We start from the raw sequence: 16,146 nt of genomic DNA on the forward strand, positions 1-16,146 counted from the left end.
TTTTTTCTTTCTTTACTCACATTTTCCTGTTTCAGGATCGCAAGAAGGGCCTTCTTCACCTCTTTGTTGTAATGGGGCGGATTGGCTTGCCAAACATTCTTTGATCGTATTGTGAAAAACTTCCATGGGTTGCGCACCGGGAATTGCGTACTTCCGGTCAAAGACAAAAAATGGTACGCCACGAAGGCCAAGGTTGACACCTTCCTGAATGTCCTGGCTGACATCGTAAGCATAGTTGTCGGAGTCTAAAAGTTCCTGTACCGTTTGAACTGGGAGGCCTACTTGTTTCGCTAGTTCAACAAGGGTTGCATTATCGTTGACATCTAAACCGTCTGTAAAATGGGCTTTGAATAATGATTTTTTCAAAGCAGTTCCTTTTTGATGGGTCTGCGCAAAATGAAGGAGACGATGTGCTTTTTTGGTATTTACGACAATTGCTTTATCAAAGTTTAATGCGATACCAAGTTCCTTACCTTGCGCACTGAGCTGTGCCGTCATTGCCACGACATCATCCATGCTCATCCCTTTTGTACGGACAAGGTAATCGTACGTTGGCATTCCCGGAGCGTCTTCGGGAAATTCTGGATTGAGCTGATAGGATTTCCAGGTAATCTCTGCTTGTACTTCCTGCTCAACTTCCTGTAGGGCCGACTCAAGCTTTGTCAAACCAATATAACAAAATGGACAAATGATGTCCGACCAAATTTCTATTTTCATATTTCTTATTTTACTCCGTATATTGTAATCAAAAATACATATAATAACGGTGATTATCGGATTACATTGTTGGGTCAATGTCAACATCATTATATTGCAGGTCTAAGTATATGTCAGAGAAAGATTTTTTAAATCGTAAAGTAACACTCGTCCTCGGGGGCGGGGGAGCGAGAGGATTGGTACATATCGGTATTATCCGCAAACTAGAGGAAATGGGCTTTGAGATCGATGAAATTGTGGGTTGTTCCATTGGCGCATTGGTCGGCGGAATTTATGCCCAGGGAAAGATGGATGTGCTGGAAGACTGGATGCATAATCTAACCAAGAAATCGGTTTTCAATATGATGGATTTCAGCTGGAAGGGTCTAGGAATGATGAAGGGAATCAAAGTCTTCAATGCCTTGAAATCGGTTATTCCCGATGCGAATATCGAAACGTTTCCTATTTTATTCAAGGCTGTTGCCACTGATCTGAATTATGAAAAAGAAGTTGTACTCGATTTTGGAAGTATGTATGACGCTATACGGGCTTCTATCGCGATACCGGCTGTTTTTACAGCAGTAGAGGAGGATACCCATGTCTATGTGGATGGCGGTGTCCTCAATCCATTACCCATCAACCATGTCACACGAAAAGAAAATTTAATTATAGCGGTCAATCTGGAATCAAAACCGGATAAACAGTATTCTGTTATTAAAAAATTGGATACAAAAACCTCAAATTCTCTGGATATTCTACAAGCGTCTTATTATGTGATGCGCAGAAAAATGAGCCGTATGATTATTGATCTCTATCGTCCGGATGTTGTTGTCAACATCCCTTATAACATCTGTAATTTGTGGGACTACCACCGTGCAGAGTTTTTAGTTCAAAAAGGTAGGGAGTATATTGATAAGGCCCTTAAAAGTAAGACCAAAATAGAGTAGTGCACAGCGCTAGCTACTTTATTTTGGTCTTTCAGATTTAGATCACCAGGAATTGAACAAGCTGATCTTTGCTCATTGTCAAGAAATCAAGGATTAAAACAGATTGGGATAGTCACTGATAATTCCATCTACTTTCAGTGCCTTCAATTGTGCAATCTCTGTTTTACTATTTACTGTCCACGGAATTACCTTAACATTTGCTTTATGGTATTGTTTGACAAATTCACTGGTCACTAGCTTATAGTGTGGGCTAATGATGAAAGGAGTAAAACCTAATGCTGCGATTGTCTCCTGTGCATTTTTTGTATAGTTGCCATCAATAAGGTAAGAAACTTTTAATTGTGGGTAGGCTTTGTTTAGATACTTGACTGCCCGGATATCAAAGGATTGAATGATGGTACGAGCTGCAATTTTTTTCTCTGTGATAACCTGTACCAGTAAATCAACGAATTCTTCTACCCTGGGATGATAGATGCCGTCTTTATCCTCTTTACTTTTTACCTCAATATTATAAAACATAGGCGCAGTTCTCTTTTGGAGGGAATAGGCTTCTGTACTATCGATGAGGTCGGCTAGTTTTGCAATACGTGTAACTTGTTTTTTCTGTTCTGGAAACTCCTTATAAAATTTGGAACCAATATCGTACTTGATCAGCTCTTTATAGTTCATTGCATATATTTTCAATGATCTATCTTTTTCGGGAATCTCAGTGCCATCTGGTTTTAACACAAATTTGGGATTTAAATAATCGTCGTGGAAAACAACGACTTTCCGATCTTTTGTAATGTGACAATCCATTTCCAGTGTTGTTACTTGGGGCAGGTCAATTGCATTTTTCATTGCTGCAATGGATTCTTCGGGGTACAGGCCACGTCCGCCACGATGTGCTTCTAAACTGAGCTTAGGGAAGCTATTGGTTGTTTTTGCGGAATCTTTCATAACTGAACAAGACACAGATGATAATATCAGACCAAAAAAGGCTATTCTAAGAAGACTTCTTTTCATTAATTATTATATTTAAACAAAATAAGGGAGAATTACCCCGCTATGAATAGGCGAATATACATAACCTATTTTACTTTTTTTACTTTGAAGGTTTCAGATCCTTGATTTTTCCTGTTTTTGAATGTGTTTTCGAAACAGAACAAACTAAAATGAACTATAGATATTATTGAAGTGAAGAAAAACGAAGTTTTAAAGGTCTGTTAAATATCATTCTTTACAAGAAGAAAGCCTTTTCGGAACGATTACGGCGGGATTGAAAATAGGACAATACACTTATATGTTAAGGCGAAATCTATTTTTTTTGTCTTTTTTGCAAGAAATTATTGTCATTCCTTTTAGAATTCCCTTTATTTGCACAAATCTCAAATTAGATGGCGAAAAATTTATTGATAGTTGAGTCTCCAGCGAAAGCAAAAACGATAGAAGGATATTTAGGGAGTGATTTTTTGGTAAAGTCAAGTTATGGACATATCCGTGACCTGGTGAAAACCGATGATGCAATTAATACAGAGAATAATTTCGAACAGAAGTACGAAGTTCCCTCTGATAAAAAGGCAGTCGTAAGCGAGCTGAAAAAATTAGCTAAGGCAGCAGAAACTGTATGGCTCGCATCCGATGAGGACCGTGAGGGGGAAGCTATCTCTTGGCATTTATTTGAGACATTGGGACTGAAAGATGAAAGTACTAAACGTATTGTGTTTCATGAGATCACGAAACCAGCAATACTAAAAGCTATCGACAATCCCCGTAAAATAGATTATAACCTCGTTAACGCACAACAGGCGAGACGTGTATTAGATCGACTGGTGGGCTTTGAGTTGTCACCCGTTTTATGGAAAAAGGTGAAACCATCTTTATCTGCGGGTCGTGTACAATCAGTTGCCGTGAGATTGATCGTTGACAGGGAGCGTGAGATTAACAAGTTTGAACCTGAGGCAGCGTTTAAGATCGTAGCTTTCTTTCATACAGGCAAGGTTAAAGATAGTTTTAAAGCTGAGCTTCCCCAACGATTTGCAACAGAAGCTGAGGCTACTCAATTTTTGGAGGACTGTAAGGCGGCTTTGTTCTCCGTTAAAAATCTGGAGACAAAACCATCGAAACGTTCACCGGCAGCTCCATTTACAACTTCTACTTTACAACAGGAGGCGAGTAGAAAACTTGGATTCTCTGTGGCACGTACAATGCAAGTTGCCCAGCGTTTATATGAGTCCGGACGTATCACCTATATGCGTACCGACTCTGTCAATTTGAGTGATACTGCGATAGACGCAGCTGAAAAAGAAATTAAATCGGCATATGGTAACCAATACCATAAAGTAAGAAGATATAAAACAAAAACTTCGGGCGCACAAGAAGCGCACGAGGCTATACGTCCTACTTATTTTTCTGAACATACCATTGAAGGCGATTCTGCTGAAAAGCGATTGTATGAACTGATCTGGAAGAGAGCAATTGCTTCCCAGATGAGTGAAGCAGAATTTGAGCGGACACTAGCGAAAATTTCTATTTCCACACGTACCGAAGATCTAAACGCTTCTGGTGAGGTGATGAAATTTGATGGTTTTCTGAAAGTCTATATGGAATCTGTAGACGATGATCAGGAGGCAACCCTTGATGAGGACAGTGATAATGCAATCCTTCCGCCATTGACAGTTGGTTTACAACTGACCTTAAAAAGTATGTCTGCGACGGAACGTTTTACAAGACCTCCGGCACGTTATACTGAGGCCGCATTGGTGAAGAAATTAGAGGAGCTGGGTATCGGACGACCTTCTACTTATGCACCAACAATCTCTACGATCCAAAATCGTGGCTATGTTGTGAAAGAAGAAAGAGAGGGGAGATCACGTGACTATCGTGTGTTGACGCTTGAGAACACGGAATTGAAAGCTGTCACTAAGACGGAAATAACAGGAGCAGAAAAAGGGAAAATGTTCCCAACGGATATCGGTATTGTCGTGAATGATTTCCTTGTAGAGCATTTCAATGGTATTGTAGATTTTCACTTTACAGCGAATGTCGAGAAAGAGTTTGACGATATTGCACATGGACTGACCGAATGGACAAAGATGTTGCACGATTTCTATGGGCCTTTTCACTCTGAAGTTGAAGATACATTGGAGAATGCTGATCGTGCCAACAATGAGCGTGAGCTAGGTGTAGATCCAGTTTCGGGTAAACCCGTCTCTGTACGTATCGGAAAATTTGGACCTTTGGTTCAGATCGGTTCCCCTGATGACGAAGAAAAACCTCGATTTGCATCTTTGCGCAAAGGACAGATGATTGAAACAATCACCTTTGAAGATGCGATGGAGTTATTCAAATTGCCAAAAAAAGTTGGTGTATTTGAAGATAAGGAAATGACAGTTGCTATCGGTCGATTCGGACCTTATATCCGTCATAACTCGGCTTTCTATTCCTTGCCAAAAGGAGTAGATCCTTTGGATGTAACCGAGGAGGAATGTATTCAGATCATTCAGGAAAAACGTCAGAAAGATATTGAAAAAGTGATCCGTGTATTCGATGAAAATCCGGATGCGCAGATTGAACAAGGCCGTTGGGGACCATTTATTCGTTTTGGCAAGCAGAATTTAAAAATTCCGAAAGGAACGGAAATCGAAAAGATTAGCTACGAAGATGTGTTGAAGTGGGCCGAAGCGGATGCTCCGAAGGGTAAAGCCGTTAAAGCAAAAACTGCCGAAAAGAAAACAGTTGCTAAAAAAGCAACAGCAAAGAAGGCTCCAGCTAAGAAAACGACAAAGTCTAAATAAGGATGAAAGCAGATTTTCCCGAAAATATAGTAAAAGATATCATGATTGCCGTGGTTTTGGAGGGCGAGACCGTGGAGACTAAAAACTGGACCGTGTACGTTATCAACGATAAGAATATCGCGATACAGAATGTGCTGATTAGTTCAAAAGGGTATGGTGAAAAGGATGGGAGACAGGTTACCACAACAACATTACGGCATTTCATCGGAAATATAGAGCCCAAATCCTTTGATCGGGTTGAAGCGATCGATGAGCAGGTATTTGGGCTGACCAACGAGTATTGGTTGAGCTTTTATATTGACAATATTATTTACGATAAAAAATATATCTTTTTACCAGAAAGCATCGTGGATGGTAATTTAACTAAAGTCCCTTTAGTGAATAAGCCCGGTGTCATCATAGGAGGAAATGAATAATGAGTGGAAGACACAATTTTATTATTGCCATAGATGGCTTTTCCTCTTGTGGAAAGAGTACACTTGCCAAAGCTTTAGCTAAAAAACTGAAATTTGCCTTTATTGACAGCGGCGCGATGTATAGGGCGGTAACGCTTTATTTTATTCGTCATAATATTGCTTTGGATGATCAGGAAGCGATTGATCAGGCATTAAATGAGATCCATATTGACTTTATTCCGAATGCTGTCAAAACGGAGATCCACCTCAATGATGAAGATATTTCGGAAGAAATCCGTCAAATGTACATTTCTGATAAAGTCAGTGATGTAAGTGCAATTAAAGCGGTACGAACCGCAATGGTGGCGCAACAACAAAAATTGGGTGGCCGGAGAAATATTATTATGGATGGGCGGGATATTGGTACCACCGTTTTCCCTGATGCCGATCTGAAAATCTTTATGACCGCAGATCCGAAAGTTAGGGCAGCCAGAAGATATCTGGAATTGACGGAGAAAGGGGAGGATGTCACACTCGAAGAGGTTGTTGACAATCTTGCCAATCGGGATCGTATTGATAGCACCCGTGCTGAGAGTCCGCTGAGACAAGCCGAAGATGCTATCGTATTGGATAACTCAAATTTGACTCCAGAGCAGCAACTACATTTTGTTGAGGAGGAATATCTGAAAGTCAAAGCCTCAAGAATACAAGCATAAACGCGATATAACAAAAAATGCCGATTTTTCAATCGGCATTTTTTGTATTTTGAAGACAACTATTTTATACTATTAATTTGTTGTTGCTCCAATAATTTGTCTACATTGTTTTTCTCACCAAACTCTGCTGTCTGTTCTTGAAAAGATTCCAGAAGCGCTTTGATAGCGTCTGAATTATCCGCTGTACGTTGATAGATTTCGGGAATTGTCTGTTCAATATTCTTATCACCGAGTTCGATGTTATCAACTTCGATTTTGCCTATCTTTTCTAAAACAGCCTGTTGGCTATTTCTGACATCTTCTAATTCTCTCGCTATTTTTTCCATCAATTGGAATTTCTTCAATTTATCCATATGCAATATCTTTAGTTATACTGTAATAAGAACAATGTCGCTCGAAAGTTTGTTTTGTTTTTTTTAAAATTGGTAAAAAAATAGGCCTAATGACATCATTGGGGCACAAAAAAGCCAGCCCCTTTTTGGGGCCGGCTTTGATAACGTATAATCGTTGTTTTTTTTAATTCGTTCTTCCGGGATATACTTCTAGCGCTTTCTCCAAACAGATCAATGCGTTTTTAAGATCATTTTGATTCAGTACATAAGCTAGGCGGACCTCATTTGTTCCGGCACCTTCAGTACTATAGAAGCCAGTTGCTGGCGCCATCATGACCGTTTCGTTATTGTAGGAAAACTCCTCCAATATCCATTGGCAGAATTTATCCGCGTTATCGATCGGTAACTTAGCAACTACATAAAATGCACCTCCGGGATTAGGAGAGTATACACCATCAATTGCATTTAATCCGCTGACCAATACATCTCTTCTGGCCGTATATTCTTTAGATACTGCTTCAAAGTAGCTATCCGGTGTATCCACAGCAGCTTCGCCAGCAATTTGTCCCTCCAAAGATGGACTTAAACGCGCCTGAGCAAACTTCAATGCCGTCTGATATAATTCTTTATTTTTGGTGATAATACAACCTATACGGGCACCACATGCTGAATAACGTTTTGAAACCGTATCAAAGATAACAACATTATTCTCGAGGCCTTCCAGGTGCATTGGAGATATAAACTCTCTGCCATCGTAGCAGAATTCGCGATAAGCCTCATCAGAGAACAGATAGAGATCATATTTCAGACAAAGCTCCCTTAATGCTTCCAGCTCTTCTCTCGAATAAAGATAACCTGTCGGATTGTTGGGATTACAGATGCAGATTGCTTTGGTTTTCTCGGTAATTACTTTCTCAAATTCAGCAATGGAAGGTAATGCAAATCCACTTTCAATATAAGACATGATCGGTTTGATCACAATGTCCGAAGAACAGGCAAAACCATTGTAGTTTGCATAAAACGGTTCTGGGATAATCACTTCCTCACCTTCATTTAAGCAGGCTTGCATTGTAATTGTAATCGCTTCTGAGCCACCATTGGTTACCAGGATGTCAGTAGGTTCAATATTGTAATTTAGCTTATTATAATACTCGGCTAATTTTTTTCGGTAGGAGGCGGTACCTTCAGAAGGTGTATAAGCCCATACTTTGAAATCAATATTTTTCAAAGCATTAAGCATAATTTCAGGTGTTTGGATATCTGGTTGCCCGATATTTAAGTGGTATATTTTTTTACCTTCTTTTTTTGCTTGATCAGCATAAGGCGTCAGTTTTCTGATGGGTGACGCAGGCATATTTAGCCCTTTTTCTGATATTACTGGCATTATAGTTTTTTTAAAATTAGTTGTGCAAAGCTAACCAAAATAAAACGAAAAAAGCCACATCAGGATGTGGCTTTTTTCGTTTTATCTGTTGGATTTTTATTCCACAATCCCTTTAATATAAAGTGTCTTTACAGGTGTTTTCGTATTCGATTGTACCGTAAAACTTTTGGTAAATGGCGCCTTTGCCGCGGCGTTATATGTTACCTTGATTGTTCCTGTTTCTCCTGGTTTGATTGGAGTTTTAGTAAACTCGGCTACCGAACAACCACAAGTAGGAACTACATTCGAAATAATAATAGGCTCACTGCCTGTGTTTGAAAATTTAAAATTATATGATACAGGTGTTCCGGCCGGAATCTTGCCGAAATCATGTGTTTCTTTTTCAAATTTAAATTCCCCTTGTCCAGCTTGCATAGATGAAAAACCGATAAAGGAAATGATCACTGCTAAGATTGTTATATACTTTTTCATGCTTCTAAGATATTACTTTGTGATTAAACTAGTACAACTGATATGCCAAATGTAATATTTATTGTCAATTTATTACACATCTAACAACTTTATTACAGTTAGATTATACCCTCTTTAAGCAGATCTTGTATATGGATAACCCCATCATAGTTCCCTTGATCGGATACTAACAACTGCGTGATGTTGTTTTCCCGCATGATATGAAGCGCATTGGCCGCCAGTTCATTTTTATCGATCACCTTTGGTGATTTGCCCATAATATCTGCTGCGCTGATCATTGCGAGGTCAGTATGTCTTTCGAGCATGCGACGGATATCGCCATCGGTAATAATACCCTGGATCTGTGCTCCGTTTAAGACTGCTACTGCGCCCAGTCTGAAATGCGTAATGGTGATGATGATATCTCTGACGTTGGCATCCAGTTGTACGCTAGGTTTACCATTTTGATCGGATAAGTCTGCCACTTTTAAGTAGAGCTTTTTGCCCAGGGCACCACCGGGATGGTACTTCGCAAAATCCTGGTCCGTAAAATCACGACATTCCTGTAGCACAACAGCTAGCGCATCGCCCATGGCTAATTGTGCCGTCGTGCTTGACGTTGGCGCTAAATTATTTGGACAAGCTTCTTTCTCAACAGTGGTGTTCAGTATGTAGTCTGCATTTTTTGCCAGGTAGGACGCTGTGTTGCCAACCAAAGCTACCAACGTGTTTTTCGTCTGTTTTAGAAATGGGACCAAGACCTTTATTTCTGGGGTATTGCCGCTTTTGGATATGGCAATAATTAAATCATACTGTTGGATAATACCCAGATCCCCATGGATGGCATCAGCTGCATGCATAAAGATAGAAGGTGTTCCTGTCGAATTTAATGTTGCAACAATCTTTTGTGCAATAATGGCACTTTTTCCGATACCTGTGACGATTACCCGCCCCTGAAGATGCAGGATTTTATTTATAACGGTAACAAAATCATCGTCAATATATTGAGCCAGAGCAGCTACTGCTTTGGCTTCTTCTTGAATAGCTTGAATAGCTATATTTTTTATTTCGTAGTTGTTTTTCACAAAAAATACTCTTACTTTTATGTATTAGAATAGATTGCAAAAATAGATTATTTTTCAGGATTATTTCTTCATTTATCTATCTTATTTTTGCCCAAGGCGCAATGGAAATAGAAAAATCACTTTTCGACAATTTACAGGATTTTTTTGGTTTTGATACTTTTAAAGGAGATCAAGAGGCTATTATAACCAGCATTCTTCAAAAGAAGGATACGTTTGTTATTATGCCAACCGGGGGAGGGAAATCAATTTGTTATCAACTGCCAGCACTCATGAGTGAGGGAACTGCAATTGTAATTTCCCCGTTGATTGCTTTAATGAAAAATCAAGTAGATCAACTTCGCGCGTTCGGCGGCGAAGACAGTATCGCTCATTTTTTAAACTCCTCACTGAACAAGAGTGAAATCACCCGTGTAAAGGAGGATGTGCTTGCAGGAAAGACCAAGTTACTCTATGTAGCTCCAGAATCACTTGCTAAGCAAGATAATGTGGAGTTCTTGCATCAGATTACCGTGTCTTTTGTTGCCGTAGATGAAGCACATTGTATTTCAGAATGGGGACATGATTTTAGACCGGAATACCGCAAAATACGTCAAGTTATCAATGAGATAGGCGCTAATATTCCAATTATTGCGTTGACTGCAACAGCGACTCCAAAAGTGCAATCTGATATCCGTAAAAACTTACAGATGAATGATGCCGTGCTATTTAAATCATCATTCAATCGGAGCAATTTATACTATGAGGTACGTCCTAAAAAAGACGTGGTCAAAGAAATTGTACGTTTTATCAAGACAAAACCGGGCAAAACTGGTATTGTTTATTGCTTGAGCAGAAAGAAAGTTGAAGAAATAAGCGAGGTATTGAACCTAAACGGTATTAAAGCACTGCCATATCACGCAGGCCTTGATGCTAAAACAAGAGCTGATACGCAAGATAAATTCTTGATGGAGGATGTGGAAGTGATTGTCGCTACAATCGCGTTTGGTATGGGGATTGACAAACCGGATGTCCGTTATGTTATCCACCATGATATTCCAAAATCTATGGAAGGCTACTACCAGGAAACTGGACGTGCTGGCCGTGATGGGGGCGATGGTTATTGTTTGGCTTTCTATTCGGAGAAAGATGTTGAGAAACTGACAAAATTCATGAAAGATAAACCTGTGGCCGAACGCGAGATCGGTACGCAGATACTGAAAGAAGTCATCGATTATTCCGAATCTGCTGTTTGTCGTCGTAAACAGATTCTTCATTATTTTGGAGAAAACTTTGACGAACAAGGCTGTAGTAACATGTGCGATAATTGCCGTTCGGAAAAAGAATATTTTGAAGCCGAGGAATCCCTAAAAGATGTATTGGGCTTTATTAAAGAGCAGGGTGAGAAATTTGACGATCACCATGTCATTAACGTGATGATCGGGCAGAACAATCAACCTGTATCTTCCTACAAACATGACGAGCACCGTCTATTTGGCTCAGGAAAAGAAAAAGGTACTATCTATTGGAAATCACTGTTACGTCAAGCCGTACTTGACAACTTCGTTGAGAAGGATATTGATCACTATGGTTTGCTGAAATTAACGGATATCGGTCGGAATTATATAGACAATCCTTACCAGTTAAAGTTTGTTTTAAACCGTCCTATCGAGAGTGCCGAAAGCACTGCTGGAGACGAGGCTGGTCATGGAACTGGTGCACTCGACACGACCTTACTGGGTATGCTCAAAGATCTGCGTAAAAAGATCGCTAAGAGTAAATCTTTGCCACCATTTGTGATCTTCCAAGATCCTTCCTTAGAGGAAATGTGTACACATTATCCGGTCAATATCGACGAGCTAAAACAGATTCAAGGGGTAGGGAATGGTAAGGCGATTAAATTTGGTGCTTCCTTTATCGCGTTGATCAAGGACTATGTGGAGGAAAATGAAATAGACCGACCTGTAGACCTGGTCATCAAAAGTACAGCAAATAAATCTGCGTTGAAAGTGGCGATCATCCAAAATATCGACCGCAAGCTTGCACTGGACGATATTGCAGCAGCAAAGGGGATTACCTACGAGGAAATCCTGAAGGAAATTGAAACAATCGTTAATGCCGGGACCAAGATAAATATCAATTATTTTATTGACGAAATTATTGATGAAGACCGTCAGGACGAAGTGTACGATTACTTTAAAACAGCTGAAACTGATTCGATCAATGATGCGCTTAAGGAATTAGGAGGTGACGATTATAGTTTTGAAGACCTTCAATTGATGCGTATCAAGTTTTTATCGGAATTGGGTAATTAAAATTTTTATATAATTCATATGATCAACAAATACATTCCTGAAATAAAGAATGGAACTTCGCAGAATTTCTTTTTAATGGCAGGGCCATGTGCAATTGAGGGAGAAGAAATCGCTTTGCGGATTGCTGAAAAGATTGTTACTATTACAGATAAACTCAATATCCCTTATATTTTTAAAGGCTCTTACCGTAAGGCCAACCGGTCTCGTTTGGATTCTTTTATGGGTATAGGAGATGAAAAAGCGCTGAAAATTTTGGAGAAAGTGGGGAAGACCTTCGGCGTTCCTACGGTAACGGATATCCATGAAAGCCATGAAGCGGAAATGGCCGCAGCTTATGTAGATGTTCTTCAAATTCCGGCATTTTTATGTAGACAAACGGATTTATTGGTCGCTGCAGCAAAAACAAATAAAGTCGTTAACGTAAAAAAAGGACAGTTTTTAAGTGCGGGATCCATGAAGTTTGCCGTAGACAAGATTGTGGAGTCTGGTAATGAAAAGGTCTTTTTGACCGATCGTGGTAATACATTTGGCTACCAGGATCTGATCGTTGACTATAGAGGAATTCCTGAAATGCGTTCCTTTAATGTGCCAACTATAATGGATTGTACACATTCACTTCAGCAGCCAAATCAGAATTCAGGAGTAACAGGTGGAAAGCCTGCGCTGATCGAAACAATTGCCAAAGCGGCGATTGCTGTTGGGGCCGATGGTCTATTTATCGAAACCCATCCTGATCCGGCAAATGCAAAATCTGATGGTGCAAATATGTTGCACCTCGATCTGCTTGAAGGGTTGATGGAAAAACTAGTACGTGTAAGACAAGCTATTTTATAGTATAATAAATAAATCGTAATAGAAAGGAGCCAATAGGCTCCTTTTTTTAATCAATTCAAATTCAAATCTAAACTATCGTATGTTTTCAAAAGTTTCTCTCATGGCTCTGATGCTGTTCTCGCTTTCGATTGTCAAAGGACAGCAAAATTATACCTGGTTTTCGCCTCTTGACGATAAACATGTTGAAGGCCGGCTCGACAATCAGAAGCTTACAGCTTTTGGTCGACTGCCGGATGAGCTGGAAAAGCAGGTGCGCAAACCCGTCTGGGAACTGGGACAAAATTCTGCTGGACTCTATATTGATTTTCAGACATCAGCTTCGGAAATTACAGTTCAATATCAAGTTGCCGGCGGATTGAATATGCCTCATATGCCTACTACCGGTGTGAGTGGACTGGATCTTTATGCCTATGATACAACGAATAAAGCCTGGAAATGGGCTTACGGTAATTATGATTTTTCAGACACGATTTCTTATGTTTGGAAGAATATAGGAAAGAATAGTAGCTTTAACTATCGTTTGTATTTGCCTTTGTATAATACGGTTAAATGGTTGAAGATTGGTGTGCCTGCTGATGCGAAGTTAACATATACACATACCGCTACCTTGAAACCTATTGTGGTCTATGGCACTTCTATAGGACAGGGGGCATGTACTAGCCGTCCGGGACTTGCCTGGATAAGTCAGGTAGGCAGAGCTGTTAATAACGAGATGTTGAATTTATGTTTTTCGGGTAACGGTCGTCTTGAACAGCCTATCCTAAACATAATGAATCAGGTGGACGCAGCATGCTATATTTTGGATTGTATTCCGAATCTTGCGATTACTAAATCACTTAGCGAAAAACAATTGGACTCGCTATTGGTCAATGCGGTTACATTTTTAAGAAAGGAACATCCGACAACACCGATCATATTGACACAGCATAGTTCTGGAAATATCAATACCGTGTTTAACGAAGACAAAAATAAAGAATATCAACAAAGTAGCCGTGTATTGAAAGCGACTTATGAGAAATTACAGTCACAGGGGGTTCGGCAGATTTTTATGCTGTCAAGTGGGGAACTGGGGCTGGACTTAAACTCAACGGTAGATTATGCGCACCCCAATGATCAGGGGATGGAACATATCGCAAATGCGTATATTAGGTTGCTAAAAAAGGTGCTGAAATAAAATCTTCATACTTTCCAAGGAGAAGGAGTAAAGCTAAAAGCTTTGAAAATCGGTCGGAGCTTTTTTATGCCAATAAACTGAGCGTAACGAGCTCATTGATGACTTAATAAAAAAATACGAACCAATGAAAAGCAGACATTTTAATAAAAAAAGGGAAGTTTAAACTTCCCTTTTTTTATTATTTCTTTTTCAATTTCATCGTCATTTTTGCTTTTTCACCACCTCCATAATTGAAAGTTTTCGAATTACTTTCCTTCTTTTGGTGAAAAGCCCCACCACGGGAACTATCTTCTTGTTCCTCCTTGGTTGATTTTTTCTTTTTATCACTTGTGGGATTGTAAATCTGTAGATCCTCCGGAAGATCCAGTACATCCATTCGTTTACCCACAGCCTGTTCTATTTTTCTGACCATCGGAAGTTCCAGATCGGTCGTAAATGTCAATACCACGGAGTCCTCATTTTCGTCATTTTTGACTAAATGGTTTAAAAATTCCTCTTTTTCATTTGGCAATTCAAATTGAAAAATAAAAGGAATATTTGCGAGATCAACTGCATTGGTGTTTTCCCGAGCAATGATCAAAACGCGAGTTTGCTCACTTTCTATAAAGTCTGCTATTGTTTCAAAGCCAAAATCATCATAAAATAGTGGATTTAGAATAGCGATTTCCTCTTTCCCTTGTTGAAATAGGCTAGTGGCAAGTTTTTGTGCTGTAAGCTTTGAATTTACAAAAACAATCACTTTTTGAAAAACCTCTTTATCTTGTAGAAGGTAATTCAGTAGATTGATTTTTGTGGTGAAATTGGGAAGATGGTACAATAAAAGATCTAAAGTGTCAATAGTTTCATTCTCTAATTCATCCACTTCAATCAAAGCATAATCCTCATTTAGATGCTTATCAATCATGTCATACAGCTTCTGATGTTCAACAGTACTGAAGACCAGGTGCTGTACTTTACCACAACTTTCTGCTAGTTCTCTTACAGGATTTTGCATGCCCTGTTTGATGATTTCTTCTGCATCATCAATAATTAACGTTTGGATACGGTTTAGATTGAGGGCTAATTTGAGATAGATTGCCCGTGCACGGTTCGGTGTCGCGACTACAATGTCCTTTCCAGCAACTAATTCTTCTATTTCTTCTTCCATACTTCCTCCTGCACGCAATCCAATAATTCGAAGATCTCTATTTTTGCTTAGTTGGTAAAATTTTTCAACGATCTCGTCGATGCGTTCTTCATTGGGAGCCAAGATTAAAAACTTAGGTGCTTCATCATCCGTGAATTTTAATTTCATCAAGGTTGATAATACATAAGTAGTGGTCTTGCCCGCTCCTTCAGGAGCAATCGCAATAACATCCTGTCCGCCAAGAATTCTGGAAATACATTTACTCTGAACTTCCTTTGGAGCCAAATAACCGAGCTCGGTCATCGTAGCAGTCAATCTTTTGCTTAGTTTTAGTTTCTCTAACGACACGTATCCTTTAGTTTATGTAAGTTGCAAAAATACACATTTAGTTTTTAGATCAGCTAATGTGCGCCCATTTTTGAAAAGACATTGATAATAATTACCCCAGCGACGATCAATATCATTCCGATTACTGCTGGTGTATCAGGAATCTGTTTAAACAAAATCATCCCTATCAATGTAATGGCAACGATACCAACCCCCGACCAGATTGCATAGGATATTCCGACAGGAAGATATTTCAATGTGATGCTCAGGAAATAAAAAGCGATAATGTAACCAATGATACAGATGGAGGTAGGTTTCCATAAGGTAAATCCCTCAGATTTCTTTAGGAAAGTCGTGGCGAAAATTTCTGCCGCAATAGCAAGAAACAAGTATAAATATTTTATCATTACAGATTCTTTTCTGATCAAGTGAAGTACTGTATGCAAAGCTACACTTTTTGCTATTCACTTCGCCTCAATGGTATTATATTTAGGAAATTGCAGCTATTGAGTTGGTACAAATACAGCGCATCTACAGCGATCAGGCTAATTTTGACGGTAATTATAATTGTTTATAAGGTTAAATTTATCTAAGTTTGGCCAATCCACTAATG

Annotated in this window: 15 protein-coding genes; 7 read left to right on the plus strand and 8 right to left on the minus strand. The window is 39.3% G+C overall.

Translation table 11 applies throughout. From position 1 onward, the window contains the following. Nucleotides 1-12: 12 nt before the first annotated feature. Nucleotides 13-717 (minus strand): DsbA family oxidoreductase, encoded by a 705-nt coding sequence (locus M2408_RS01665; protein ID WP_259178686.1) that lies wholly within the window; start codon nt 715-717, stop codon nt 13-15. Between the two features lie 110 nt (nt 718-827). Between M2408_RS01665 and M2408_RS01670 the strand changes: the two genes are divergently transcribed. Next, complete coding sequence (locus M2408_RS01670; RefSeq protein WP_167457200.1) at nt 828-1,643, plus strand: patatin-like phospholipase family protein; 816 nt, start codon at nt 828-830, stop codon at nt 1,641-1,643. Between the two features lie 93 nt (nt 1,644-1,736). Here M2408_RS01670 and M2408_RS01675 read toward each other — a convergent pair whose 3' ends face one another. Further along, complete coding sequence (locus M2408_RS01675; RefSeq protein WP_259178689.1) at nt 1,737-2,582, minus strand: glycerophosphodiester phosphodiesterase family protein; 846 nt, start codon at nt 2,580-2,582, stop codon at nt 1,737-1,739. A 437-nt stretch (nt 2,583-3,019) separates the two neighbouring features. On the opposite strand from M2408_RS01675, the gene topA reads away from it, so the two are divergent. The 3 genes from topA to cmk are packed head-to-tail and all read left to right on the plus strand — an operon-like array spanning nt 3,020 to nt 6,530. After that, complete coding sequence (topA, locus tag M2408_RS01680; protein WP_259178691.1) at nt 3,020-5,419, plus strand: type I DNA topoisomerase; 2,400 nt, start codon at nt 3,020-3,022, stop codon at nt 5,417-5,419. 2 nt (nt 5,420-5,421) lie between these two features. After that, a complete protein-coding gene (locus M2408_RS01685) occupies nt 5,422-5,835 on the plus strand; it encodes a hypothetical protein (protein ID WP_259178692.1) in 414 nt (137 codons plus the stop codon). After that, entirely contained in the window at nt 5,835-6,530 is a 696-nt protein-coding gene (cmk, locus tag M2408_RS01690; protein ID WP_259178695.1) for a (d)CMP kinase, read from the plus strand. Before M2408_RS01685 ends, cmk begins: the two co-directional genes overlap by 1 nt. Nucleotides 6,531-6,589: 59 nt before the next feature. Here the strand turns inward: cmk and M2408_RS01695 are convergent, their stop codons facing one another. From M2408_RS01695 to M2408_RS01710, 4 genes are all read right to left on the minus strand, one after another. Continuing rightward, nucleotides 6,590-6,883, minus strand: a complete 294-nt coding sequence (locus M2408_RS01695) for a hypothetical protein (RefSeq protein ID WP_259178697.1) — start codon at nt 6,881-6,883, stop codon at nt 6,590-6,592. A gap of 163 nt (nt 6,884-7,046) precedes the next feature. Then, nucleotides 7,047-8,246, minus strand: coding sequence for a pyridoxal phosphate-dependent aminotransferase (locus tag M2408_RS01700; RefSeq protein WP_259178699.1), 1,200 nt, complete (start codon nt 8,244-8,246; stop codon nt 7,047-7,049). 96 nt (nt 8,247-8,342) lie between these two features. Continuing rightward, the gene (locus M2408_RS01705) at nt 8,343-8,717 is read right to left on the minus strand and encodes a DUF1573 domain-containing protein (RefSeq protein ID WP_077434338.1); all 375 of its coding nucleotides are present in this window, start codon (nt 8,715-8,717) and stop codon (nt 8,343-8,345) included. Nucleotides 8,718-8,815: 98 nt separating this feature from the next. Beyond that, nucleotides 8,816-9,781, minus strand: coding sequence for an SIS domain-containing protein (locus M2408_RS01710; protein ID WP_259178703.1), 966 nt, complete (start codon nt 9,779-9,781; stop codon nt 8,816-8,818). Between the two features lie 101 nt (nt 9,782-9,882). Between M2408_RS01710 and recQ the strand changes: the two genes are divergently transcribed. The 3 genes from recQ to M2408_RS01725 all read left to right on the plus strand — a co-directional run bounded on the left by recQ (nt 9,883) and on the right by M2408_RS01725 (nt 14,080). After that, complete coding sequence (recQ, locus tag M2408_RS01715) at nt 9,883-12,072, plus strand: DNA helicase RecQ (RefSeq protein WP_120258022.1); 2,190 nt, start codon at nt 9,883-9,885, stop codon at nt 12,070-12,072. A gap of 18 nt (nt 12,073-12,090) precedes the next feature. Continuing rightward, nucleotides 12,091-12,906, plus strand: coding sequence for a 3-deoxy-8-phosphooctulonate synthase (kdsA, locus tag M2408_RS01720; protein ID WP_259178704.1), 816 nt, complete (start codon nt 12,091-12,093; stop codon nt 12,904-12,906). Between the two features lie 79 nt (nt 12,907-12,985). Next, nucleotides 12,986-14,080: an SGNH/GDSL hydrolase family protein gene (locus M2408_RS01725; RefSeq protein WP_259178705.1), complete on the plus strand. Its 1,095-nt coding sequence runs from the start codon at nt 12,986-12,988 to the stop codon at nt 14,078-14,080. Nucleotides 14,081-14,258: 178 nt separating this feature from the next. Here M2408_RS01725 and M2408_RS01730 read toward each other — a convergent pair whose 3' ends face one another. Next, nucleotides 14,259-15,554, minus strand: coding sequence for a DEAD/DEAH box helicase (locus M2408_RS01730; RefSeq protein WP_259178707.1), 1,296 nt, complete (start codon nt 15,552-15,554; stop codon nt 14,259-14,261). A 53-nt stretch (nt 15,555-15,607) separates the two neighbouring features. Continuing rightward, nucleotides 15,608-15,940, minus strand: a complete 333-nt coding sequence (locus M2408_RS01735) for a multidrug efflux SMR transporter (RefSeq protein ID WP_259178709.1) — start codon at nt 15,938-15,940, stop codon at nt 15,608-15,610. Between the last annotated feature and the right edge of the window lie 206 nt (nt 15,941-16,146).

Source organism: Sphingobacterium sp. BIGb0165 (assembly GCF_024810095.1).
GTDB lineage: Bacteria > Bacteroidota > Bacteroidia > Sphingobacteriales > Sphingobacteriaceae > Sphingobacterium > Sphingobacterium detergens.